Origin of the sequence: Sulfurimonas marina, assembly GCF_014905095.1 — a bacterium.
Taxonomy (GTDB): domain Bacteria; phylum Campylobacterota; class Campylobacteria; order Campylobacterales; family Sulfurimonadaceae; genus Sulfurimonas; species Sulfurimonas marina.
Genome location: NZ_CP041165.1, coordinates 345,616 through 368,551, shown reverse-complemented (window position 1 = coordinate 368,551; position 22,936 = coordinate 345,616). Strand labels below are relative to the sequence as shown.

Below are 22,936 nucleotides of genomic sequence, written 5' to 3'. Positions count from 1 at the left end.
ATGGGAGTGTTTTAAAAAGAGAAAAAATAGTTTTCTTACTATTTTAGGTTGTTAAAATTCTCAGCGAAGTTTGGTTTTGTTGAGGAGCTTACTGAAGTAAGTGACGAAAGAAAACCAAATTTCAACGAAGAAATTTGGCAAAAATGTTATTTTAAAGGTGAAAATGGGACTAGAGCTGAACCCCATGTTAAACCGCCTCCAAAAGCGTCAAGCAACATAAGCTCACCCGCTTTTAGTTTCCCCTCTTCATAGATATCATTGATAGCCATAGGGATTGATGCACCTGAAGTATTACCGTATTTTGCAACAGTAAGTACTACTTGTTCATCTTTCATTTTTAGTGCATCACCAACCGCTTTAATGATACGGTAATTTGCTTGATGCGGTACAAAGTGTACTACATCGTCACTTGCAACATTATTGTCAGCTAAAATCTCTTGAACATCTTTTGTCAGAGTTCTTACCGCAACTTTGAAAGTTTCATTCCCTTTCATTTGCATAAAACAGCTTGCTGCTTCTTGGTCAAGTGAATCGTGAGCTGAACCGCTTCCACCATTTGGAGTCATAAGAAGGTCTGCATATTCACCATCTGCACCTGTATGTACGTCAATGATAGCTTCCTCTTTATTATCTGTAGCAGAGATAACAGCTGCACCGGCACCATCACCAAATAGGATACAAGTACCGCGATCAGTATAATCAGTAATAGCTGAAAGCTTTTCTGCACCGATAATCAGTACATTCTTTTTCATGCCCGCTTCAATGAAAGCTTTTGCGATTGAAAGGATGTAAACAAATCCTGTACAAGCAGCAGAGATATCAAAAGCTGTTGCGTTTTTAATCCCTAATTTTGTACCGATAATAGTTGCTGTTGAAGGCATACAAAAATAATCAGGTGAAATTGTTGCACATACGATCATATCGATCTCATCTTTACTTATACCGCTTCTCTCTAGAGCTTTTTCAGCAGCTTTTACACCTAGGTCACTTGTAAACTCATTGTCAGCTGCAATGTGACGCTCTTTAATACCTGTTCTTTTTGTAATCCATTCATCTGAAGTATCAACCATATGAGTCAGATCTTCATTTGTTAAAATTTTCTCTGGAACATATGCACCAATAGAACGAAATGCAGCGTATGCCATTAAGCTTCCTTTTGTTTTAACTCAGCTATTCTAGCTTCTATATGTTTATTTACACCAGTATCAACATATCTAATTGCCTGATAAATAGCATTTTCAATTGCTCTAGCATTACTTTTACCATGGCTTACAATTGCACAACCTTTTATACCGATAAGCGGTGCACCGCCGATCTCAGCATAATCGATCTCTTTTTTAAGAAGTTTAAAAACTTTTCTCATTAAAAGAGCACCCGTAATAGCTACAGGTGATTTTCTAATATAGTCTTTAATAAGTGCAGAAATTGTTGAGGCTACACCTTCACTCGCTTTAAGTACAAGGTTTCCAACAAATCCGTCACAAGTGATAACATCACAACTTCCATTAAAAATGTCACTTCCTTCAACATTCCCTTTAAAACCTCTGTAACCTTGAAGAAGTTTGAATGTTGCTTTTGTTAATTCATTCCCTTTTGAGTCCTCTTCACCGTTTGCTAATAATCCGATAGAAGGTTCTTCAACATTTAAAACATCTTCAGCATAACAGCCACCCATTACGGCGAATTCTGCTAAATGTTCAGGTTTAGAATCAACATTTGCTCCAACATCTAATACAACAGAACGACGCCCTGTTCTTGTTGGCATAAGTGTTACAAGTGCCGGACGAGAAACACCTTTTAGACGACCGAGTCTAAGTGTTGCTAATGTCATCGTTGCTCCGCTGTGTCCAGCAGAAACTACACCGTGTGCCTCACCGTTTTTTACTAGTTCTACAGCTTTGTAAATAGTACTCTCTTTACGTTTTACTGCATCTGTAGCTGCATCTGACATACTAATTACATCGTCAGCATCAACTATTGAAATCTTATCTCTATAACTTTTTGGTAGTTTTTTTGGTAATAGAGATAAAATCTCTTCTTTGTTACCCACTAGTATAGGTGTGAAGTCTTTACGTTTAAGTGCTTTTAAGCAACCTTTTACAATTGGTTCGGGACCAAAGTCCCCTCCCATTGCATCAATAGCAATTGTAACCATTAATTATTTGTACTCACCAGTAGTTGGATTAATGTGGTGTGGTAATCTATAAGTTCCATCTTTATCTTTAACTGGACGAGCTAAAGAAATTTTATAGTGAGTTCTACGTTTCGCTGAACGTGAGTGAGATACTCTTCTCTTAGGTACTGCCATAATCTATTCCTTTGTTGAATTTTAATCTTCTTTACAATTATCACAAGAGTGGTAATCGCTTTTAATCATTTCAATCTCTGAGTGTAAAAGCTCATCCAAGTCTGCATGGCCGTCAAAAGACTCAACAACATCAAGTTCGATGTCGCCTTCATCTTTATATATTCCATCAGATATATAAAACTCTACATCCTCATCAACTGAGATCTGCATATCCTCTGCGCATATATCGCAAGGCTTTTCAAGCTTTCCGTTTAAATTTGCTTTGAGCAAAATCAACTTTGGCTTATAATACTCCAAATAACCTTTAAAAGTCATTTCGTTTGAGTCTAGCTCAAACTCCACTGGAGTATTTGTTACTTTTCTAAGTAGTATTTTCAAAAAATACAGCTTAACTTATGAAATTTCTCTTTCAGAGAAAAAGAATGCGATTTCAATAGCTGCATTTTCTAAAGAATCACTTCCGTGAACTGCATTTGCATCTATATTTTCAGCGAAATCTGCACGGATTGTACCAGCTTCAGCTTCTTTAGGATTTGTAGCACCCATAAGATCACGGTTTTTAGCCATTGCGTTTTCACCTTCTAAAACAGAAACAACAACCGGTCCACTGATCATGAAATCAACTAAGTCATTGAAAAAAGGTCTCTCAGCATGAACTGCATAGAATGCCTCAGCATCTGCTCTGCTTAATTGAAGTTTTTTAGTAGCTGCGATTTTAAGACCATTGCTTTCAAAACGATCTAAAATTTTCCCTATAACACCCTTTGCAACTGCATCTGGCTTAATGATTGATAGTGTACGTTCCATCAAATCTCCTCTGAAAATATAAAATTAGGGTGCGATTATATCTAAAAAAAAGTATATTTTAGTTTAAAAATTGATTTTTTTGATTTAAATTAAGAAAGATGTCGACTTTTCGACTAAAATAGTGAGGCGAGAGCCCCACTAAAAACCAGAATTATTCTACTACTGGTTCTTGACTTGAACGTTGCTCATCAGTGATATCATCACGGTGCTCTGGAGAATCTCCGATAGCATCCCATACGATACAACCCTCAGTAGGACATGCAGTAGCACATGCTGGCTCATCGTGGTGACCAACACATTCTACACATTTATCACCGTAAACGTAGTAAATTTCTTCACCAGTTGGATTATCATCTTCATCAACGATAGCTTCTACTGGACATTCGTCAATACAAGCACCACAGTTGATACATGTATCATTAATATAAACTGCCATAATTTTCTCCTGTAATTATTTGAAAGTAACTATACAATGAAGAGTTTTAAATGTAGCTAAAACTTATCATATAGTTTACTAAGTGTAATAATTAGTTACACTTAGATGTTTAAAAAGCTTTTTATCGCCTCTACTTTGTCTGTTTTCTCCCATGTAAAGCCCTCTTCTTCTCTTCCGAAGTGACCATACGCCGCTGTTTTTCTATATATAGGACGAAGTAAATCTAAGTCTCTAATAATTCCCGCAGGTGAAAGGTCAAATATCTCTTTTACACATGCTTCAATTTTCGATTCTTCTACTTTACCAGTTCCGTGAGTATCTACCATAACAGATACAGGGTGTGCAACACCGATAGCATACGCTACTTGGATAGTTGCTTTATCACATACACCAGAAGCTACCAAGTTTTTAGCAACCCATCTTCCTGCATATGCTGCACTTCTGTCAACCTTGGTCGGATCTTTTCCAGAAAATGCTCCACCACCGTGAGGACAGCTTCCACCGTAAGTATCAACAATGATCTTACGTCCTGTAAGACCTGCATCACCTTGTGGACCACCAATTACGAACTTTCCTGTCGGATTGATATGAAACTTAGTTTCATCACTCATCATCTCGTGCGGGATTACATGTTTGATAACCTCTTCGATCACATCTTTATGGATCTGTTCTTGCGCAACTTCCGGAGCATGCTGAGTAGATACAACTACCGTATCAACTGATACAGGTTTATCGTCAACATACTTCACACTAATCTGTGCTTTTCCATCAGGACGAAGATATGGGATAATTCCCTCTTTTCTTACTTGAGCTAGTCTTTGCGTTAAACGGTGAGATAAATATATAGGTAACGGCATAAGCACATCAGTTTCACGACATGCATAACCAAACATTAAACCTTGGTCACCCGCTCCAATATCTCCACTTGCTTGATCAACACCTTGGTTAATATCAGGTGATTGTTCACCTATTCCGTTTAAAACTGCAGCAGAACGGTAATCAAAACCGTATGTAGCATCAGTATAGCCTATCTCTTGAACCACTTTTCTAGCAATCTCTTGCATCGGCGCATATGCCGTAGTCTTCAGTTCGCCTGCTATTACACAAAAACCATTAGATACCAGAGTTTCACATGCAACTCTAGCATTTTTATCATTTTCAATAATATAATCCAGAATTGCATCACTGATCTGATCAGCCATCTTATCAGGATGCCCTTCTGTTACAGACTCTGAAGTAAATATGTACTCTTTTTGTGACATTATTTTCTCCCGTCATCGATTGTTTATTGAAGTATGGACGCACATGATAGCGTGCTCATAAATCGATGAAAGTATATCCAAATTCAATAAATAATAGTTTATATCTATCTAAATTTAAAAATGTACTAAACATATTATATAATTAATGTATGCAAAAGAATTCTCTAAAAGCTTATCTGATTGAGCAGTTTGATCAAGCCATTGAAAAACTGCCTTTGATTTCTGAAAAATCAGATATTGAACATCTACACAAGCTAAGGGTAACGCTAAGACGTTTACGCTCTTTAGTAAAACTTTACCTCATTGAGCCTTCAACCTTTAACCATACACTGAAATCTTTTATAGAACCTACAAACCAATTACGTGAACTAGATGTATTTTTATCCTCTCTCGATCCTCTGGAATATCCAACTTTAACAAAAGATATTCAAACATATAGAAGCGAGTGTTTCACTAAAGTTTGGAATGAAGCTTTTAGAACTAAATTTCTAAAGAACCTTTCCTTATTAAAGGAAAAACTTCTAAAGCTTCCCCTCTCCTATGATTCAAGCTGGCTTTTAACAACTACTCAGCTCCATAAGCAAAACACTTTTATTGCATTTGAACACTTAGAGGAACAACCCTCCACTAAAAAAATGCACAAACTGCGTATAGAGTTCAAAGTTTTACGATACGCACTAGAATTCATTCATCAATCTAAAATCAAAGACTACTCCAAAACAATCAAAGAGTGTAAATTAATTCAAAAACATTTGGGGATGGTACAAGACTATGCAAATCAACTTGAATGGCTACAGCACTTTTGTGAAAAAAAGCCATCTAAAGAGTGTCAAAAACTAATTAAAGAGCGTACAGAAATTCTGGAAGCTCTTAAGAGAAATATTTCAGAACCTCATAAAAACAAAAATAGCTCTAAACGATAAAAATTATCCTTAACTTAAAATAATCATTTAAATACTAGGAACTAAATTTAGCTTAATAAACTTTAGATAGAATTTTGGTAACTTAATTTAAAAAAAGGACATATAACAATGTTAGTAACAAACAAAGCTCCAGACTTTACAGCAACAGCAGTTTTAGCAGACGGTTCAATCGTAGAAGATTTTAACTTAATGGATAACTTAGGGGAAAAAGGTGCAGTACTTTTCTTTTATCCACTAGACTTTACTTTCGTTTGTCCATCTGAAATTATCGCTTTCTCTCACAGAATCGAAGAGTTCACTTCTCGTGGTGTTAACGTAATCGGTGTATCAGTTGATAGCCAATTCTCACACTTTGCATGGAGAGAAACTCCGGTAGATAAAGGTGGTATCGGTAGAATCAAATACCCACTAGTAGCTGACCTTTCAAAATCAATCTCTAGAGATTACGATGTACTTTTCGGTGAGTCTGTAGCACTTCGTGGTTCATTCTTAATCGATGCAGACGGTACAGTACGTCATGCAGTTATCAATGACTTACCACTTGGTCGTAACATTGATGAGATGATCCGTATGGTTGATACTATGCTATTTACTAACGAGCACGGGGAAGTTTGTCCAGCTGGTTGGAACAAAGGTGACGAAGGTATGAAAGCTTCTACTGAAGGTGTTGCTGACTACTTAGCGAAACATGAGTCTGAGCTTTAATAGCTCAACTCATTCACTATCTAATTTATTTAGCGATTTTTCACTCGCACTGTTTGAGCGGTCATACTCTTTATCTGAAATCCCACTACTTTTTGAACTACAAGCACTAAAACCTAAAACAACCAATAAACTTACAAAAATAATTTTCATAAAAACTCCTTAAAAAATTCTATACTACTTTTTCTTAATGCCACATTGTCTCTTTACTTAGCAACTGCCTATTTTTCTTAAAGCTCTGATGCATTTCATGTAAAATATGGCGTAAAATCGTAATGGTTTCTGCAGCAAACATCCCTTTGTTTAACATTACACACTCTGCTCGACCTCCCATTGCCGCATCAGTGACCTCAGCACGACTAGGCAAATTATTTTTCATCTGCCCCTCCAATACCTGTGTCGCCCAAATAACAGGAATATGTGCCGCATCACATATGTCGAGTAACTTCTCTTGAATAGAAGCCAGATTTGCAAAACCAACCTCAATAGCAAGATCACCGCGTGCGATCATCACCCCAGAAGATTGCCATTGAAGTAGTTGTCGTAAAATCTCCGGCATCTGTGTAACCGCCTGTTTTGTCTCTATCTTTGGAACAATCCCTATATCAGTGCATCCCTTTAAAGTTAAAATATTTTGTAACTCTTCAACATCTTTTGCACTTTGACAAAATGAGATTCCCAACAGATCTACAAACTCCAGGATTCCATCTATTAAACCTTTATCATGTTCTGTTATAGCTGCTGTCTTTATAAATGTCTCCGGAAAGTTTATCCCTTTCTCCTCTTTAAGTACAACACCCTTGATTTTAGTATTTTGTACTTCACATACTATATCGTTATCAACAACCTTTACAACTTTAAGTCTAATCTTTCCATCATCTATAAAAATCGGATCACCAACTTGTACCATTGAACTTAGATCTTTGAAACTACAACTAATTATTGCAGGAGTAATAACTTCTCCACTTGTTTCAACTTCTGCAGAACGGCCTAATATATCTCGCTCTGTAAGTACCAAAGTATCTCCTGTATATAAACGGATAGATTCCATCTGTTTTACAATATCTTTTACTGAGCTCTCATATATTTTATATTTTAGGTGTGAATCCTCATCGATATAGATCTTTTTTTCAATGCTCCCTTTTACATAATCAGATCTCACATCTATAATTTTTATTCGAGCTTTTTTCCCATCTACACCATAAAGTGTAACTGTTTTTCCAAGTTCTAATTCACTAAAGAGCTCTTCATCAATCTTTATCTTTGCCGGTATCTTCTCTAAAGTAAAAGGGTCACGACTTTGTGGCATAGTGCTTTGAGTAGTAGATAAAAGTACTTCACTTTGATGTTTATTGCTCCCTATCTTCACCGGCAGGGACAACCTTTGTATCGCACCTGTTCTAATCTTTGGTCCTGCAAGATCGACAAATATTCTGATCTTCTCCTCAATTTTACGTCTTTGGTTGATCTTTTCAACTACAGCAGCCATCTTTTTCCATACACTTAGATCATCATGTGCCGTATTGATACGCAATACCTGTACACCCTCTGATGCAAGTTCCTTAATAAGTGCGCCGTCATTCTCAGTAGCATGTGAAGGAAGTGTGACCATCACTGCTGTTTTTTGTTTACTGAGCTTTGCTGCGACATCTCCGCCAAAAAGAGCTGCTGCATTTTTTGAAGATTCTGTAATTGACTCAGATATACTGATATGGAGAAAGCTCTTCATCTTCTTCTTAGAGATACTTTTTTTATCTGCCCAACAACTCAATTGGTCATAAAGAGTATCTATACTGGCTGCGACATGAGCATATGAGCGTCCTAAAGATGAGAGTGAAAGTAAAAAAAGTTTCTCTTGCAGTTCTGTTCTGTCTTTAGAACGTAGGATCATATAATGTTCTAAATTGAGTAAACTTTTGAAATGTGTTTCATTATCTGAGAGCTTGGATCGAGCATGAAAAAGTTCTTCTCTTAATAGTTTGATCTCTTGAAGAGTTTGTTTTATGAGCTTTTTATCTAACATTATATGCACCCTTTTAATTGAACTATGATACCAAAAAATTAACTCTTTTTTCTCCCAACCAATATACCGCCAAAAATAATCAGTGCTATTCCTAAAAATGTTAAATTGTCCGGAAAAGCATCCCCAAGTAAAAATCCAAATCCGATCGCAAAGGGGATGTTTGTATAACTGATCACACCTACGACACTTAATTTTTTTGCACTGTACGCTTTTGTAAGGAGCCATTGTGAGAGTGTAGAGATCAACGCCATAAAAGCTATTAAAGCCCACAGTTTGAAACTACTTGGCATTATAAACTCGGGAAATAGAAAAGCTATCGACTCAGGTGCCGTTATATATGGAGCTGCCAAAAAGAGTAAGCTTGGAAGAATTGTCCCCACCCCTACAAACGATAAAACTATCACCCTTGAATCGTAAATATCTTTGATCCTCTTAATAGTAGTATACGCAGCTGCTGCAAAAAAACCGCCGAATACTCCCAAGATATGTTCATACGATAAACTCATACCAAAAGGTTTTACTATTAAAATCACCCCTAAAAAACCGATAAGCAGTGCTAAAAGTGTCATAGGACTCAGTTTTTCATCCAGAAGATAAAAAGCAAGTATTGTGACAAAAAACGGTGAGGTTTTATTGAGCGTTATTGCTTCGCCTAAAGGGATAGTCGTAATAGTGTAGAAAAAGAGAATCATTGCCAAAAACCCGAACAAGCCTCGTGTTAAGAGCAGATGAAAACTTCCACCGCTGAGTTTAGGCGGGGTATGTCTAAGTGCATAAAGGATTAAAAAGATTCCAATCATATTTCTAAAAAACACTATCTCCAAAGCCGACATATCATCTGCGAGTATTTTTGTAAGTGCACCGTTGAGTGCCGAGATAAGTGCTGAGAGCAACATGTAGAGTATGCCGTTATCGAGTTGTCTTAACATTTTGAACCTTGTTTAACAAATGCGAGTGCTTGAGGGTCTACAAAAGCAAGATTATACCATTGTGTATTTGGTGCGATCAGTATAAGATTATTTGGATTAGAACTTCTTGAGAGCGCTACATAAAACTGTGATGGGGCAAATATCTGCCTTGTATCTATGATCAGGTTTTCAATACTCATCCCTTGCGACTTGTGAATGGTGATCGCAAAGGCAAGTTTTACAGGATACTGATAGATTGAAAAACTGCTCTCCTCAACCATCTCTTTTTTGCCGTTTATCGTTTTTTCAACCCACTGCGATTTGCTTTGTGCAACCGTTTCCAGTTTCACTACACGTCCGTCAGATTTTTGTACGTAAAGATACTGCTCATCTATGTTTACGATCACGCCGCGCTCACCGTTATAGTAGTTCCAAGCGTTTCTTGTAAAAAGTACAGGGGCATTGATCTTTAGTTCCAGCTCTTTTTCAATCCTGGCATCATCAAAAAATCTCTCTACCTCTTTATCGTTAACACTTGTTTTGTGTTTAATTACCTGTGCCTCTTTAGAGTAAAGCTCCCCTTCAATATTTTCCAGCTGATTTTTATTGTGCTGTGAAGCGGAGATATTTTTTCCGAACAAAAAGGTAAAGTTATTGAGTTCATTTGGAAGCGGTTTTATATAATGATTAAGCTGGTTATGGACATCTTCATCTACATAGCCGAAACGTACATGCCCTAAAAGCTCTATAAATTTCTGATCATCGGTTCTGTAGATATGTGTAAGTTCAACAACTTTAAAATCCAATTCATCCCAAGATGGCGATTCAAAAGCAAACTCTGCTCTTTGCGAGCCTCTAACCACAGGCGGCAATTGCAAGAAATCCCCGACTACCAAAACAGAGCCTTCAAATTCACACTGCTCCAAGCGATAGGCAACCATCTCCATCAAAGAGCTGCTAACCATAGAGATCTCATCAATCACAATAAGTGTAAGGGAGTTTATAAGTTTTTTTAACTTCTTCTTCGGTTCCAGTTTGCCGTTTTTTTCCAACTCCTCTAAAGAGCCTGCAATTCCAAAATCAAAAAAACTGTGAAGTGTCTGCCCACCCACAAGGGTAGCTGCCATTGCTGTAGAGGCCAGTTTTGCAACTTTTTTTGCCTCACTTTCATAATGTTTGATCACCTCTTGCGTGATCGTAGTTTTACCAACTCCGGCCCCACCCGTTAAAAAAACATTACTTCCTGATTCAAGCAGACCCGTTACTTCACTTTTCATAAGTGCAAGAGTAGCAAGTATTTGTTTAAATTTGCTACAATTTCAAAAATTTATATTGTTTTACAAACAGTTCAATGAAGGAAACCATTATCAAAGCACTTACACAAACAAAACTCATACTTTTTACGGCACTTTTTTTAGTCCTTTTTGACAACTACGCTTTTTTTCACAATGTGTTAGAAGTGTACCCTTTCAACTTTTCAAATTCAGGGTTTTTAATCTCTTTGGCAGTTGTACTCTTTGCAGTTACAAGCTTGCTTTTAACACTGGTAAGTTCCAAATACACACTTAAACCTATCATTATCCTCATCCTTATTGTCTCATCAATGACAAACTATTTTATGAATTCATACAAAGTCGTTATAGACGACACTATGATCAGAAATATGATGCAGACAGATATGGCTGAAACACTTGATCTTATTAGTATCAAACAGGTTCTTTATTTTATCTTTTTAGGTTTGCTACCGGCATTTTTAGTCTATAAATCAAAGATCGAATACGGTTCGTTTAAAAAAGAGATGTTTGCAAAGATCGTAACTGTGTTTGGTGCGTTAGCACTTGTACTGCTCTCTGTGTTTATCTTCTCTAAACACTACACATCGTTTTTCCGTGAGCATAAACCGCTTCGTTACTCTACAAATCCTCCATACTGGATCTATTCAACTGGAAAATACATCAATAAAACATTTAACTCGGGTCCTATCATTGTAAAACCGTTAGGTGAAGATGCGAAGATCGAAGGGGATGCAAACGAAACTAAAAAACTTGTAATCTTTGTAGTGGGTGAAGCGGCTCGTGCTGATCATTTTTCACTCAACGGTTATGAAAGAGAGACAAATCCACGTTTAAGCAAAGAGGATATTATCAACTTCTCAAATGTATTTTCATGTGGAACTTCAACGGCAGAATCTGTACCTTGTATGTTCTCTCCGTTTGAGAGAGATGAATATTCATACAAAAAAGGGATCACACACGAAAATATTTTAGATGTACTTGCACATACAGATGACATAGCAGTTTTATGGCGTGATAACAACTCAGACTCCAAAGGGATGGCGCTAAGAGTTCCTTATGAGAACTATAAATCCAATAAACTTAACACAATCTGTACAGAGGACGGTGAATGTCGTGATATTGGTATGCTTATAGGACTTGATGACTTCATTGAGAAAAACAAAGACAAAAATATGTTTATTGTACTGCACCAAATGGGTAACCACGGTCCGGCATACTACAAACGCTATCCAAAAGAGTTTGAAAAATATACACCTGTATGTGAAACAAACCAACTTGAAGAGTGTACACAAGAAGAGATCAAAAATGCTTATGATAATGCATTGTTATATACAGACTTTTTCCTTTCAAAAACAATTTCATTTTTGAAACAATATGACAAAGATTATAAAACGGCAATGTTTTACATGAGTGACCACGGTGAATCTCTCGGGGAAGGTGGTGTATATCTTCACGGTCTGCCGTACTTTATGGCCCCTGATGCACAAACACACATTGGTGCATTTATGTGGTTTGGCGAGCAAATGAAACAAGATGTAAATATGGAAAAAATAGAAGCTGTAAAAGAGCAAAAATTTACTCAAGACAACCTGTTTCACTCAATGCTCGGTATCTTTAAAGTAAAAACAGAAGCGTACGACAAAGATCTGGATGTCTTCAATGGCAAGCACTAAAAATATACTTTTTACTTTTTCCCTGCTAGTTTTTAGCATAGTTTTTTTTGGTCTTAGCGGTTTTGATCTATATCTTCAAGATATGTTTTATAACTTAAGTGAAAAACATTGGATCCTCTCACCCAATGTAGAGCCTTATAAATTTATTTTTTATGACGGGATCAAAAAACTTCTTATCCTTATCAGTGTTTTATTTTTATTCTCACTTGCCTTTTACAAAGTGAGTACACTTGTCAGAAAATCAAGACGAGGTATTTTGGTTGTTGTTCTAGCTGCCATTATGGTACCCTCAATCACAGGGCTTTTAAAATCAAATACAAATATGCCTTGTCCAAGAGACGTGATCCAATACGGCGGACTTTACCCTGAAACAAAAGTATGGGAAAACTATCCCGAGGAAGTTCTTTCTCGCGGACATCAGCTAAAGTGTTGGCCTGCGGGTCATGCAAGTGGTGGTTTCGCACTGCTGAGTTTGGCTTTTTTATTCAAAAAGAGAAAAGACCAATACTTCACAATTGGGGTAGCACTTGTTATCGGCTGGAGTATGGGTCTGTACAAAATGATCATAGGGGATCATTTCTTCAGTCATACGTTTATAACAATGGTGCTCGCTTGGCTAATCATTCTTATTATTGCACGTGTTGTAAAAGTTGAAAAGGTAGTAGAATAATGGAAAAACAAAAAATACTAATCGTTGAAGATAACAAATCACTCGCAAAACTCATAGCAAAAAAGCTCTCACTCGCTTTAGATATGGAAGTTGATACCGCTTTTACATTAGCAGAGGCGAAACTCTTTTTAAAAGGGTATAAATACTTTGTTACGGTTCTAGATGTAAATCTTCCGGATGCTCCCGATGGAGAGGTGATCGACTACGCTTTAAAAAACAAAAACCATGTACTTGTTTTAAGCGCTAATATCGACAAAGATTTCAGACAGAAAATGCTTGAGAAAAACATTATTGACTATGTAAACAAAAGTGGTATGAACGATATCGAGTATATTATCAATACTATTAAAAGGCTCCGTCAAAACCAGCAACATAAAATTTTAGTAGTAGATGATTCTCTTGTATTTAGAAACCAGATGAAAACTATGCTTGAAAATCATTTCTTTAATGTTATCACTGTAGCCCACGGTGAGGAAGCTTTAGGGATACTCAACGTAAATCCGGACATCTCTTTAGTTCTGACTGATTACAATATGCCTGTAATGAACGGCTTAGAGCTCACAAAAGAGATCAGAAAAACATACCCGAAAGATCAACTCTCAGTAGTAGCTTTATCGGGTAACGATTCAGATGATATCAATGCACTTTTTCTAAAAAACGGGGCAAACGACTACATCAAAAAACCTTTCTCAAAAGAGGAGTTTTCATGCCGTATTACCAACTCGATCGAAGCGTTGGAAAATATACAGATGATAACTCAGTACGCAAACAGAGATCACCTTACAGGTCTTTATAACAAACGAAATTTTTACAACCTAATGAATGAATTCCTAGAGGATATTCAAGAGGATGAGATAAAGCTCGCAATTGCTCTTATCGACATTGACAACTTTAAACACCTTAATGATACATACGGTTCTGAAGTTGGAGATAAAGTGCTTGTAGCCCTTGGAAATATCCTACAAAGTGGAACAAATGCAAGCGATATCGTAGCACGAATCAGCGAAGAGGATTTTTGTGTAGTTTTAAAAGATATCGACAGAGACACTGCAGCAGATATCTATGAAGCGATCCGTTCAGAAGTGGAACTCGCTACTATTAAAATCGACAAAGAAAAAAGTATCAAGTTTACAATTTCACTCGGTGCAACTCTATACAATACGGACGAGAGCATTGAAGAGAACCTAAACGAAGCAGATATGCTTTTATATAAAGCAAAACACTCAGGCAAAAACCTCTTAGTCTTCGAGTAAGTTCAGCTCTCCAAATGGGATTTCACTCTCTTTTAGAGAGACCCATTTCACTTCATAATTTGGTTCCTCTTTAGGAAAAATACCGTCGAGATCAGTAAAATAAAGCAACAGTTTCACCTCATCTATATTTTGCTCGATAAACTCAAATACAGGGCGAAAATCAGTCCCCCCACTCCCTACAACTTTTACTTCTAAAGGCTCTCCGCTGTAAAAAGTTTGGTGTGAGTGGATCATATCGTCACACACTATAAGAGTAATCTCATAGTTTTGTACATGCTCCATCAAAAAGTTCACTTCGCTCAAAAACTGATTTAACAGCTCCTCATCGATCGAGCCGGAGGAGTCAATGGCAATCACAAGTTTAAAAGTGTTTGAGATGTTTGATGGAAGGTAGATCCCCTGATACAACAGTTTTTTTGAAGGTGGAAGCAAAGTGTAGTCATCTCTATAATATTTATCGATCGCATCTCTAAGCTCATCACGCCAGTTTATCTTTCCAAAGCCACTTATATCAAAAAAACGCTCTATAGATTCAGGAGCTTCACCGCTTTGAAACTTTTGCTCCAAAAGAGAGATCGCCTCTTCCGCCATCAACTGCTCTTGAAGTATCTCCTCTTGCAGTTCCTCTTCAGTTTGTTGCTGTTGCTGCTCCTGCTTTTGCTCTTCATCTTTTTTCTCAACATCGTCGGCATCATCCGCTTCATACTCTAGATCTTCATCATCGCGTAAGATATCATCTTTTAACTCGGCATAAATCTCTTCGGCATACATCCCTGCAAACCGTTTTCTATACTCTGCACCATAAGGCATATCAAGACCGTTTTCAAGAAGCATATCATTAATCGCTATATCTGTAGCCATTCGCCATAACCAACCGCTTCGATCTCCTTTGCGGTTTTCATGAGCTAGAGCCTTGTGCATGGCACCGTTTGCCAAGATAAACTCTATCTCACTAAGCTCAAGATCTGAAAGATACTCTTCGCGATACTCAATCTTTTTACCGTCAGACTTGAAACTCTCTAGATCATCATTAAGTTCTAATGAGATCTTTGAAGCAAGAGTACCAAAGTAAGGATACTCTACTAAAAGTTTTGCTTTGGCTTGTGAAATCTTTTCTTGTATATTCATATTATGCTAGCAGATAAGAAAACTTCTGTACCCATTCTTTAAATGCAGGGCTATGCTCCATAGTTATGCCGTTTCTTTGCAAGTCTTGTACGATCATAACGGCAAATTCCCCTTTAAGTTCAAGTGTATATTTTAAAAGATTTTCTAACTTACTCTCATCTTTTAATATACCGCTTACAAGAGCTGAAGCAAGTGAATAAAGCACATCGATCTCTTCAGGGTACTCAGAACTATTCCCCTCAAGGATTTTGTTAATATCAGGCAGTTTGTCCATCACTTTTACGAAGCTCAAAAAGCCAACTGCCACATCTTTTCCGATCGCACCGCTTAGCGTATCGAGTATCACATCAGAAGTGATCTCCGCTTTCATAATCTTATCTACATATTCCCAGCTTCTCGGAGTGGCAAAACTTTTTGTATCGTTTTTAGGATCAAAGGTAAAAAGGTGTTCGTTTTTGTATGAGATATAGGCAATGATGCTCGGTTCTATCTCACTTTTATACGCCCACTCTCTCCAGTCATCCACATCCACTTCTAGCTCAAAGTGCACAAATCTGTTTGCAAGAGGGGAAGGCATTTTATATGTAACACCGCGATCACCCTCACGGTTTCCTGCAGCTACGATCGCCCAGCCTTCAGGTAGCTCATACTCTCCGATCTTACGATCGAGGATCAACTGGTATGCAGAAGACTGCACAGCAGGAGGAGCGGAGTTTAACTCATCTAAAAAGAGTATCCCTTCCCCCTCTTTTGGTAGAAATGCAGGCGGTGCCCAAAGTGCCGTATGACTCTCTTTATCGTAAAAAGGAATTCCCTTGAGATCTGTCGGGTCCATTAGGGCCAGACGCAGGTCAATAAAACCAACATTTTGAGATTCTGCTATCTCTCTCACTATGGAAGATTTTCCAATCCCAGGAGCACCCCAAAGAAATGTAGGTACTTTTTTCTCGATCAAAGCCGTTAATGATTTTACTAAATTTGTCGCTTTCATAACCATCCTATATTTTCTGTCTGAATATGTTTTCCAAAGGCCTCGTTTGTTCTTACAGCCCTCTCAAATCTGCTGTCTAACTGCATTTGGTAAAGCAGTTCAACCGGTGTGTTTTCATTTTTTGCAAGCTCTAACAGCACTTCGGCATCACCCAATTCATAAAGTTTCGTAAGTATCTCTTGTGGAGTGGAAATATTTTTAGCAAGTGAGAGATGATTGTTAACATCTTCAAAAGCACTCTCTAAAATCTCTTTTGGTGTCGAATTGTTCTCTAAAATGTAACGTTGCAGATGAGCCGATTTTTGATAGAGTTCTTCTAAAAGCTCTCCCTTTACACTGCTGTTTTGTACCAGATTTTCATCAACACTCTCTTCAGACATATCAAATAAGCTTTGCTGCATCTCCTCAGTTAGAGTAGTGTTTTTTGCGAGCTGATCCGAATAGTTTTCTAACAATCTAAACAGCTCATCATCAAGGGCTATGTTTGCCGCTATCTTTTTCGCGATATCTGCTTCATCTATCAAGCTCTTTGCGATCATCTTATCGAGGTTGACGTTAGAGTAGATCACTTCTAAAACCTCATCGTCACCCTCTTTTAAAAATCGTTTTAAAACCTTTTTAGGCGTGTTAGGATGAGTCGCTAAAATAACTTTTATCTTTGGATGAAACTTGATAGGCTCAAGATCACTAATCGCTTCAAGCAACTCTTCATCTTTCGTCTGAGATATAAGATGGATTAGACCCGTTGTCGCAAACTGTACATTGTGGTTACGCTCTATATTCTCATAAAAACGCTCAATGAGTGCCGCCGTTACGTCACGGTTATCATCGTTTTCAAAGAAATCTTCCCCGCCCCATTTGTAACTCTTTAGCAGTTTAAAAAAGAGCCCGTCAGTTATACACCCGTTTTGCAGAAAACTCTTCATTCGATCACGGTCATGTGAGAGTTTCAGACTCATCAAAAGTACGTTATCATCGATCTCCTCAGCTAAGAGTTTTTCGAGTTCATCTATAGAGACAAATTCAAACTTTTTCATCTCATACAACTCATCGGAAAAGTTTTGCTCGTAAGGGCTTAGAACTCTCCCCTCTATAATAAAACGAACATTATCCTCAAGCTCTCTAGTCAGCTCAATATTATGAGTTTTAAGTTGAGAAAGAAACTCCTCCTCGTTAAAAGCTCTCGGTTTTCCAAGCAATAAAATAGTTTGATTTTTCAGATTCTCTAAATTCATAAAAGGATTATACAGCAGTTTTTTCCATACTTTTATATAAACTCGCAAATAGTTGCTATAATTAAGAATTAAGACTTTTTGCAAAACTTTACAAGGAAATATATGAAACTTTATGCACCGTGGGAAAAGACATTTCAAAAGGTGGCGACTCCGCTTGAACACTTTATTCATGCACAAACGACAACGGGTATTATCCTCGTTTTTATGACAATAGTTGCACTTATACTGGCAAATACTCCCCTTTATGAATTTTATAAAGATGTTTTCCATCTTAAAATATCGTTCAATGTTAGTGACTGGAAACTCTCACACACTATTCACCACTGGATAAACGACGGCCTGATGGCAATATTTTTCTTTCTAATCGGTCTTGAGATCAAAAGGAATATACTAGTAGGTGAGCTCTCAAACGTACGTGTCGCAATTCTTCCGATTCTTGCTGCTCTTGGCGGGATGATTGTACCCGCACTCATATACATCTATATAAACAGCGGTCTGCCAAGTCAAAACGGCTGGGGAATCCCGATGGCGACAGATATCGCCTTTGCCATTAGTGCGCTTGTTTTACTAAACAAACGTGTATCTCCGTCACTTGTAACTTTTTTAATTGCCCTTGCCATTGTAGATGACTTGGGTGCCGTTGTTGTGATCGCAGTATTTTATACTGATCAAATACATCTGCTTCCTTTAGTACTGGCTGGAATCAGCTTTTTAATAATGGTTATATTTAACAGATTTGGTATCCATGCAATACTTCCATACTTTCTTGTAGGTATGTTTTTATGGTTTTTCATGCTCGAATCGGGTGTGCACGCAACGATCGCAGGTGTTATAGCGGCAATGGCGATCCCTTCAAAACCAAAATACACTCCAGATGACTTTACCCACCATATGGAAAACAACCTAAACGAGTACGACAACTATCCTGTTGCAACAGACTACTCTTTGCATGAGAAACAAAAAGCACTTCTTATCAATATGTCTGAGAAGATCGACTCTATCCAATCACCTTCTGCAAGGTTAGAGCAGGTGCTGCATCTTCCTGTGAGTTTACTTGTTATTCCCCTTTTTGCCCTTGCAAATGCGGGTATCAGCATCAACTTTGCCGAAGTGGATGAAGCACTGCTGCAGCCTATCTCTTTAGGGATTATTTTAGGGTTAGTGTTTGGTAAAGTTTTAGGAATAGCGGGAGTCTCTTACATCGCTACAAAACTGGGGATAGCTCAACTTCCGGACAACAGCTCTATGAGTCAGGTTTTTGGGGTTTCACTTCTGGGCGGAATAGGTTTTACGATGAGTATCTTCGTAGCCGAACTCGCTTTTTACGGTAATGCCTCTTACATCTTTCAAGCAAAAATAGCTATTTTAACTGCTTCGCTTCTAGCAGGTCTGGGTGGGTTTCTTTGGCTGCGCTTTATCGCACAAAAACCTCACCCCGATCGAAATGGAAACTAAGCAGTTCTGAGGGCTCTTTATAGAGCAGCGGGCTGTCAAGATCGACAAACTTGATCACATCTCTGTAGTTAAAAGCGAGCTGCACAGCTGCATTAATCGAGATGGGACCTTCGATCATTGAACCGAGCATACACGTTATGTTATGCTCCCTTGCATACTCCAAAATCTTTATAGCCTGACTTACACCACCACACTTCATCAGTTTAATATTTATCATCTCTGCAATACCGTTTTGGTGAATATGTTTCGCATCTTCAAAACTAAATACCGCTTCATCGGCTAAGATCGGAATGGGTGAATTTTGCGAGATGTTTTTTAACCCTTCTAGATCTTTTGCGATCACAGGTTGTTCGATCAAAGCTATAGAGCTTAGATCTTTTACCCCCTCGATATACTCCAAACTCTGCGCAACACTCCACGCCTGATTTGCATCTATGAGGAGTTGATGCTCGGGGAACTTTGCAGCCAAACTCTGCGTTACCTCTATGGCATGCTCTATATCTTTGCCGAGTTTTACTTTAAAGAGTTTTATCCCCCGCTCTTGTGCAATACGTGCTTCATTTAACATCTCCTCTTTACTGCCAAGCGAGATCGTAATATCTGTCTCTATCGGCTCACTGTTGCTGATGGTCTCTTGGATAAAAAGTGCCATATCTATTGCCGCTTTTGAAGAGGAGCCGATCGAAGAAGTATGTAGAGTTTGCAGAGCTTCTGCACGATTAAGCCCAAGGAGTAAAGGAGTGAGCTCTTTGATGTTTTGCTCAATGCTCTCTAAATCTTCCCCAGTGATCGCTTTGGTTGCAGGAGCTTCTCCAAAACTCTCACTCCCACTCTCAAACACAATTTTCACCCGTATAAACTCCGCATCATACACAGTTCTTAGAGCTGTTACAAACGGAGTTTTTAAAGGGATCCTCTCCCTTGTTGTTGTAATGCTTACTATCTTCACTGCGCCATCCCCACTAAAATATTTCCCACAAAAAGACCTCCGAAAGTTCCAATGATGTAACCCATGATCGCCATGAGCACTCCCACACCTACAAGTTTTTTATCGTAAGTTGCAGCAAGGATCGGAGCCGAGGCTACACCGCCGATGTTGCTGAGTGACGCCACTGCGATCGAAAAAAGATCGAGTTTAAAAAGTTTTGCCCCAAGTGCCATAAGTACAAAATGGATAGCCAAAATTAGAAACCCTGCAAGAACATACAAGCCCACACTCCAAAAACTCTCGATTACCGCCTGCGAACCTATAAGTGCTACCAAGATGTAGAGCATTGTCGTTGCGATCTCGCTTGAGCCTCCAACCTCTCTTAGTTTTGTAAAGGAACCGAGGATCCCAAAAAGGGTAGCGAGTACCACTATGGTTGTAGTAGAATTTAAAATAGTAAACTGTGTTGCCAAAAGTTGAGTGACAAAAGAGACTAAGATCGCAAGCAGAACCAAAAACCAGTAACGCTTTGCACCAACTGTACATGAACACCCGATTCCATTCATAGTCACAACACTATCGTCCGCTTTGCTCCAACGGTTAAAATAAGATGCAAAGGGAGTTAAAAAGAGTAAAAACGCTACCCAGATCGTATAGTTTACACTGTCAACGACAAGTGCATACGCAAAAGCATCTTCACTCACACCAAGAGCCGAACCGACCGCCACCATATTTGCCGTACCGCCCATCCAGCTTCCAGCCAAGGCGCCAAAAGAGCTTGCGATCGTCTCATCGAATCCAAAAAGATACACCACTGCCATAAAACCGACTGCGATCGAGACCACCGCCAGCAGATAGGCGATGAGAAGTTTACGTCCAAGTTTTATAAAATCTTTTAAATCAACCTGCAAAAGAATTAAAAAGAGCATTGCAGGGAGCAGGTTTGTTTTTGCAAGTTTATAGATATCGTGGATCGCATCGTTTTGTGCAAAAACATTCATACTTGCCAAGAACATGGAAAAAGCGTAAATCATTACAACAGAGGGAAGGAAGGTAAAGATCTTGTGTTTTGACTTCTCTTCCAAAAAGTAAAATCCACTTGCCAAAATAGAAAGTATAAGTAAATATGTCAAAGGATTTTCGATCACTAATCTGCCCTACTTTTTTGGTATAAGTGTAGTGAGTTTTCTATTTTATATAGATAAAATCAAGCTATGACAGATATAATAGTTCTAATACAACAGTTATCTCACAAAAGGAATTTTGACTATATGAAAACAAAACTTACAGATTTTATGCAACATCTTTATCATGAAATTGATGATGAAGAAAAAGCTGAAGAATATTTGGAAAATGCAATTCCATTTATTGGATTAATTATCATGTATTTCAATTCTTTGGAAAGTTCTTTAGATTCAGTACTTTGCGAAAGATTTACAGACCGAACCGATTCTACAGGTTTAATTGTTTTAAGTAAAATGAGCTTTTCTGCAAAAGTAGACTTATTGAAAAGATTTTGCGATGATTTTCAAATTGCTTTAGATAAAAATCTTATAGGTTATGAGCAACTTGTTAACGATTTAAAAGAATCTGCTAAGTTACGTAATCTTGTAGCACATGCTAATTGGGAAAGTACGAACGAAGAGGGATATGCTTTTGTAAAACTTAGAATGTCAAAAAATGGTATGCAACAAGAATATGTACAATTCACAGAAGAATCTTTACAAAAAATCATAGAGCTTATAATTAAGACTAAATACAATTTATATGAATTTTGGGAACATAGAAACAATATATTGCATGAGACGTCAAGTACAGAACAGACATAAAAACAGTATAGTTTAGCCTCCGAAAAAAATTATTACTTCAGACAAATTTTTCATAAAAGAGTATCATTAAATACTTTATTAAAAAATGTACTCTTATGAAAATTCTTTTCTACCAAAATGTTAGATTTCCGCATAGTTAAAGCAGGTATAATTACGCAACTAAAACTTACAAATATCTCTTTCATAATTTTAAGGAGCAATAAATCAAAACCTATTTTTTAATAACTTTATGTGTACTATTTTGGTCTGTAAACTTTGTACTCGGGAGATTTGTCAAAGACGACATAACACCTATGGAATTAGCTTTTTTTAGATGGTTTTTTGTTTTTTTGATGGTATCTCCGATTTTAATCATCAGACACGAAAAAATCATCCATTCTCTAAAACAAAATTTTACAATTCTAACAGTGCTGGCAATACTTGGGATCACGACATTTAATACCCTGTTGTACTACGGACTTACATTCACCACTTCTACAAATGCCCTGATCATAAACTCGACTGTTCCGATCTTAGTGCTTGTTCTCTCTTTCTTTATTTTAAAACAAAAGATAAAGTTTTACCAAACTACGGGGATCATACTATCAACCCTCGGCGTAATATTTTTAATACTCAAAGCCGACATTGCAAATATTTTGACTCTGGAGTTTAATCAAGGGGATATTCTCATTATCATCACTTCATTATCGTGGGCTTTATACTCTGTTTTACTCAAGTACAAACCAAAAGATCTTAATGATTTTGAGTATTTTTCTACAACCGTGGCAATAGGTTTGATAGTCTTGCTGCCGTTTTATCTCTATCAAGGCTACTCGTTTCAACAAGAGCTGGAAGTGTTGCAAAACAACTACCCTGTTTTTTTGTATGTCTCTATTTTTGCATCGATCTCCTCTTACTATTTATGGCATTACGGCATAGAGAAAATAGGTGCATCAAAAACGGCACAGTTTACCCACCTTATGCCGATCTTCGGTATCATTTTAGCTTCAATTTTTTTAAAAGAGAGTTTACACTCCTACCATCTATTGGGCGCTAGTCTCATAGCCTTTGGGATCTACTTATCTCTATTTTATAAAAACACCCAAAAATACTTTTAGACAAATTTTTCAT

The 22,936-nt window shown here is 37.6% G+C and carries 24 protein-coding genes; 8 read left to right on the top strand and 16 right to left on the bottom strand.

Features of this window, described 5'->3' with window-relative positions:
* Positions 1-146 precede the first annotated feature (146 nt).
* The 7 genes from FJR03_RS01975 to metK all read right to left on the bottom strand — a co-directional run bounded on the left by FJR03_RS01975 (position 147) and on the right by metK (position 4,813).
* Positions 147-1,145, bottom strand: a complete 999-nt coding sequence (locus FJR03_RS01975) for a beta-ketoacyl-ACP synthase III (protein ID WP_193113990.1) — start codon at positions 1,143-1,145, stop codon at positions 147-149.
* Positions 1,145-2,155: a phosphate acyltransferase PlsX gene (plsX, locus tag FJR03_RS01970; RefSeq protein WP_193113989.1), complete on the bottom strand. Its 1,011-nt coding sequence runs from the start codon at positions 2,153-2,155 to the stop codon at positions 1,145-1,147. Before plsX ends, FJR03_RS01975 begins: the two co-directional genes overlap by 1 nt.
* A gap of 3 nt (positions 2,156-2,158) precedes the next feature.
* On the bottom strand, positions 2,159-2,308 hold the full coding sequence (rpmF, locus tag FJR03_RS01965) for a 50S ribosomal protein L32 (RefSeq protein ID WP_013326319.1): 150 nt from the start codon (positions 2,306-2,308) through the stop codon (positions 2,159-2,161).
* Positions 2,309-2,329: 21 nt separating this feature from the next.
* Positions 2,330-2,686, bottom strand: coding sequence for a DUF177 domain-containing protein (locus FJR03_RS01960; protein ID WP_193113988.1), 357 nt, complete (start codon positions 2,684-2,686; stop codon positions 2,330-2,332).
* 15 nt (positions 2,687-2,701) lie between these two features.
* Complete coding sequence (ndk, locus tag FJR03_RS01955) at positions 2,702-3,115, bottom strand: nucleoside-diphosphate kinase (RefSeq protein WP_193113987.1); 414 nt, start codon at positions 3,113-3,115, stop codon at positions 2,702-2,704.
* 151 nt (positions 3,116-3,266) lie between these two features.
* Positions 3,267-3,551 (bottom strand): 4Fe-4S dicluster domain-containing protein, encoded by a 285-nt coding sequence (locus FJR03_RS01950; RefSeq protein ID WP_193113986.1) that lies wholly within the window; start codon positions 3,549-3,551, stop codon positions 3,267-3,269.
* 101 nt (positions 3,552-3,652) lie between these two features.
* On the bottom strand, positions 3,653-4,813 hold the full coding sequence (gene metK / locus FJR03_RS01945) for a methionine adenosyltransferase (protein WP_193113985.1): 1,161 nt from the start codon (positions 4,811-4,813) through the stop codon (positions 3,653-3,655).
* A gap of 149 nt (positions 4,814-4,962) precedes the next feature.
* Between metK and FJR03_RS01940 the strand changes: the two genes are divergently transcribed.
* Entirely contained in the window at positions 4,963-5,736 is a 774-nt protein-coding gene (locus FJR03_RS01940) for a CHAD domain-containing protein (RefSeq protein WP_193113984.1), read from the top strand.
* Positions 5,737-5,844: 108 nt separating this feature from the next.
* Positions 5,845-6,441, top strand: a complete 597-nt coding sequence (locus tag FJR03_RS01935) for a peroxiredoxin (protein ID WP_193113983.1) — start codon at positions 5,845-5,847, stop codon at positions 6,439-6,441.
* Between the two features lie 9 nt (positions 6,442-6,450).
* Here FJR03_RS01935 and FJR03_RS01930 read toward each other — a convergent pair whose 3' ends face one another.
* From FJR03_RS01930 to FJR03_RS01915, 4 genes are read right to left on the bottom strand one after another with little or no spacing between them, the layout of a single operon-like run.
* Positions 6,451-6,591 (bottom strand): hypothetical protein, encoded by a 141-nt coding sequence (locus FJR03_RS01930; RefSeq protein WP_193113982.1) that lies wholly within the window; start codon positions 6,589-6,591, stop codon positions 6,451-6,453.
* A 34-nt stretch (positions 6,592-6,625) separates the two neighbouring features.
* A complete protein-coding gene (locus FJR03_RS01925; protein WP_193113981.1) occupies positions 6,626-8,461 on the bottom strand; it encodes a pyruvate kinase in 1,836 nt (611 codons plus the stop codon).
* A gap of 38 nt (positions 8,462-8,499) precedes the next feature.
* Entirely contained in the window at positions 8,500-9,390 is an 891-nt protein-coding gene (locus tag FJR03_RS01920; protein WP_226962153.1) for a DMT family transporter, read from the bottom strand.
* Positions 9,384-10,646, bottom strand: coding sequence for an ATP-dependent DNA helicase (locus tag FJR03_RS01915; protein WP_193113980.1), 1,263 nt, complete (start codon positions 10,644-10,646; stop codon positions 9,384-9,386). The genes FJR03_RS01920 and FJR03_RS01915 overlap by 7 nt, the downstream gene beginning before the upstream one ends.
* Before the next feature lie 74 nt (positions 10,647-10,720).
* Here FJR03_RS01915 and FJR03_RS01910 point away from each other — a divergent pair, with 74 nt between their 5' ends.
* Genes FJR03_RS01910 through FJR03_RS01900 form a run of 3 tightly spaced genes read left to right on the top strand, consistent with a single transcriptional unit; the run spans position 10,721 to position 14,260 of the window.
* Positions 10,721-12,337 (top strand): phosphoethanolamine transferase, encoded by a 1,617-nt coding sequence (locus tag FJR03_RS01910; protein ID WP_226962152.1) that lies wholly within the window; start codon positions 10,721-10,723, stop codon positions 12,335-12,337.
* A complete protein-coding gene (locus tag FJR03_RS01905; protein WP_226962151.1) occupies positions 12,315-13,007 on the top strand; it encodes a phosphatase PAP2 family protein in 693 nt (230 codons plus the stop codon). Before FJR03_RS01910 ends, FJR03_RS01905 begins: the two co-directional genes overlap by 23 nt.
* Positions 13,007-14,260: a GGDEF domain-containing response regulator gene (locus FJR03_RS01900; protein WP_193113979.1), complete on the top strand. Its 1,254-nt coding sequence runs from the start codon at positions 13,007-13,009 to the stop codon at positions 14,258-14,260. The genes FJR03_RS01905 and FJR03_RS01900 overlap by 1 nt, the downstream gene beginning before the upstream one ends.
* Here the strand turns inward: FJR03_RS01900 and FJR03_RS01895 are convergent.
* Genes FJR03_RS01895 through FJR03_RS01885 form a run of 3 tightly spaced genes read right to left on the bottom strand, consistent with a single transcriptional unit; the run spans position 14,246 to position 17,614 of the window.
* A complete protein-coding gene (locus tag FJR03_RS01895; protein WP_193113978.1) occupies positions 14,246-15,388 on the bottom strand; it encodes a vWA domain-containing protein in 1,143 nt (380 codons plus the stop codon). The two genes, FJR03_RS01900 and FJR03_RS01895, sit on opposite strands and share 15 nt — an antisense overlap.
* Position 15,389: 1 nt before the next feature.
* Positions 15,390-16,379 (bottom strand): AAA family ATPase, encoded by a 990-nt coding sequence (locus FJR03_RS01890; RefSeq protein WP_193113977.1) that lies wholly within the window; start codon positions 16,377-16,379, stop codon positions 15,390-15,392.
* On the bottom strand, positions 16,376-17,614 hold the full coding sequence (locus tag FJR03_RS01885) for a hypothetical protein (protein WP_193113976.1): 1,239 nt from the start codon (positions 17,612-17,614) through the stop codon (positions 16,376-16,378). Before FJR03_RS01885 ends, FJR03_RS01890 begins: the two co-directional genes overlap by 4 nt.
* A 102-nt stretch (positions 17,615-17,716) precedes the next feature.
* Between FJR03_RS01885 and nhaA the strand changes: the two genes are divergently transcribed.
* Positions 17,717-19,069 carry a Na+/H+ antiporter NhaA gene (nhaA, locus tag FJR03_RS01880; protein WP_193113975.1) on the top strand — a complete coding sequence of 451 codons (1,353 nt, stop codon included), beginning with the start codon at positions 17,717-17,719 and terminating at the stop codon, positions 19,067-19,069.
* Here the strand turns inward: nhaA and FJR03_RS01875 are convergent.
* Together FJR03_RS01875 and FJR03_RS01870 are read right to left on the bottom strand one after the other, a co-directional pair.
* Positions 19,029-20,018, bottom strand: coding sequence for a dipeptide epimerase (locus FJR03_RS01875; protein ID WP_193113974.1), 990 nt, complete (start codon positions 20,016-20,018; stop codon positions 19,029-19,031). The two genes, nhaA and FJR03_RS01875, sit on opposite strands and share 41 nt — an antisense overlap.
* Complete coding sequence (locus tag FJR03_RS01870; RefSeq protein WP_255524253.1) at positions 20,015-21,103, bottom strand: DUF819 family protein; 1,089 nt, start codon at positions 21,101-21,103, stop codon at positions 20,015-20,017. The genes FJR03_RS01875 and FJR03_RS01870 overlap by 4 nt, the downstream gene beginning before the upstream one ends.
* Before the next feature lie 165 nt (positions 21,104-21,268).
* Between FJR03_RS01870 and FJR03_RS01865 the strand changes: the two genes are divergently transcribed.
* Both FJR03_RS01865 and FJR03_RS01860 read left to right on the top strand, forming a co-directional pair.
* On the top strand, positions 21,269-21,826 hold the full coding sequence (locus FJR03_RS01865; protein ID WP_193113972.1) for a hypothetical protein: 558 nt from the start codon (positions 21,269-21,271) through the stop codon (positions 21,824-21,826).
* Between the two features lie 203 nt (positions 21,827-22,029).
* Positions 22,030-22,923, top strand: coding sequence for an EamA family transporter (locus FJR03_RS01860; protein ID WP_193114726.1), 894 nt, complete (start codon positions 22,030-22,032; stop codon positions 22,921-22,923).
* Positions 22,924-22,936 lie beyond the last annotated feature (13 nt).

What these genes read in the sequence shown, in the direction of transcription:
- FJR03_RS01975 (WP_193113990.1), bottom strand. Translation starts at nt 1,145, where the DNA reads ATGGCATACGCTGCATTTCGTTCTATTGGTGCATATGTTCCAGAGAAA.
- plsX (WP_193113989.1), bottom strand. Translation starts at nt 2,155, where the DNA reads ATGGTTACAATTGCTATTGATGCAATGGGAGGGGACTTTGGTCCCGAA.
- rpmF (WP_013326319.1), bottom strand. Translation starts at nt 2,308, where the DNA reads ATGGCAGTACCTAAGAGAAGAGTATCTCACTCACGTTCAGCGAAACGT.
- ndk (WP_193113987.1), bottom strand. Translation starts at nt 3,115, where the DNA reads ATGGAACGTACACTATCAATCATTAAGCCAGATGCAGTTGCAAAGGGT.
- FJR03_RS01950 (WP_193113986.1), bottom strand. Translation starts at nt 3,551, where the DNA reads ATGGCAGTTTATATTAATGATACATGTATCAACTGTGGTGCTTGTATT.
- metK (WP_193113985.1), bottom strand. Translation starts at nt 4,813, where the DNA reads ATGTCACAAAAAGAGTACATATTTACTTCAGAGTCTGTAACAGAAGGG.
- FJR03_RS01940 (WP_193113984.1), top strand. Translation starts at nt 4,963, where the DNA reads ATGCAAAAGAATTCTCTAAAAGCTTATCTGATTGAGCAGTTTGATCAA.
- FJR03_RS01935 (WP_193113983.1), top strand. Translation starts at nt 5,845, where the DNA reads ATGTTAGTAACAAACAAAGCTCCAGACTTTACAGCAACAGCAGTTTTA.
- FJR03_RS01930 (WP_193113982.1), bottom strand. Translation starts at nt 6,591, where the DNA reads ATGAAAATTATTTTTGTAAGTTTATTGGTTGTTTTAGGTTTTAGTGCT.
- FJR03_RS01925 (WP_193113981.1), bottom strand. Translation starts at nt 8,461, where the DNA reads ATGTTAGATAAAAAGCTCATAAAACAAACTCTTCAAGAGATCAAACTA.
- FJR03_RS01920 (WP_226962153.1), bottom strand. Translation starts at nt 9,390, where the DNA reads ATGTTAAGACAACTCGATAACGGCATACTCTACATGTTGCTCTCAGCA.
- FJR03_RS01915 (WP_193113980.1), bottom strand. Translation starts at nt 10,646, where the DNA reads ATGAAAAGTGAAGTAACGGGTCTGCTTGAATCAGGAAGTAATGTTTTT.
- FJR03_RS01910 (WP_226962152.1), top strand. Translation starts at nt 10,721, where the DNA reads ATGAAGGAAACCATTATCAAAGCACTTACACAAACAAAACTCATACTT.
- FJR03_RS01905 (WP_226962151.1), top strand. Translation starts at nt 12,315, where the DNA reads ATGTCTTCAATGGCAAGCACTAAAAATATACTTTTTACTTTTTCCCTG.
- FJR03_RS01900 (WP_193113979.1), top strand. Translation starts at nt 13,007, where the DNA reads ATGGAAAAACAAAAAATACTAATCGTTGAAGATAACAAATCACTCGCA.
- FJR03_RS01895 (WP_193113978.1), bottom strand. Translation starts at nt 15,388, where the DNA reads ATGAATATACAAGAAAAGATTTCACAAGCCAAAGCAAAACTTTTAGTA.
- FJR03_RS01890 (WP_193113977.1), bottom strand. Translation starts at nt 16,379, where the DNA reads ATGAAAGCGACAAATTTAGTAAAATCATTAACGGCTTTGATCGAGAAA.
- FJR03_RS01885 (WP_193113976.1), bottom strand. Translation starts at nt 17,614, where the DNA reads ATGAATTTAGAGAATCTGAAAAATCAAACTATTTTATTGCTTGGAAAA.
- nhaA (WP_193113975.1), top strand. Translation starts at nt 17,717, where the DNA reads ATGAAACTTTATGCACCGTGGGAAAAGACATTTCAAAAGGTGGCGACT.
- FJR03_RS01865 (WP_193113972.1), top strand. Translation starts at nt 21,269, where the DNA reads ATGAAAACAAAACTTACAGATTTTATGCAACATCTTTATCATGAAATT.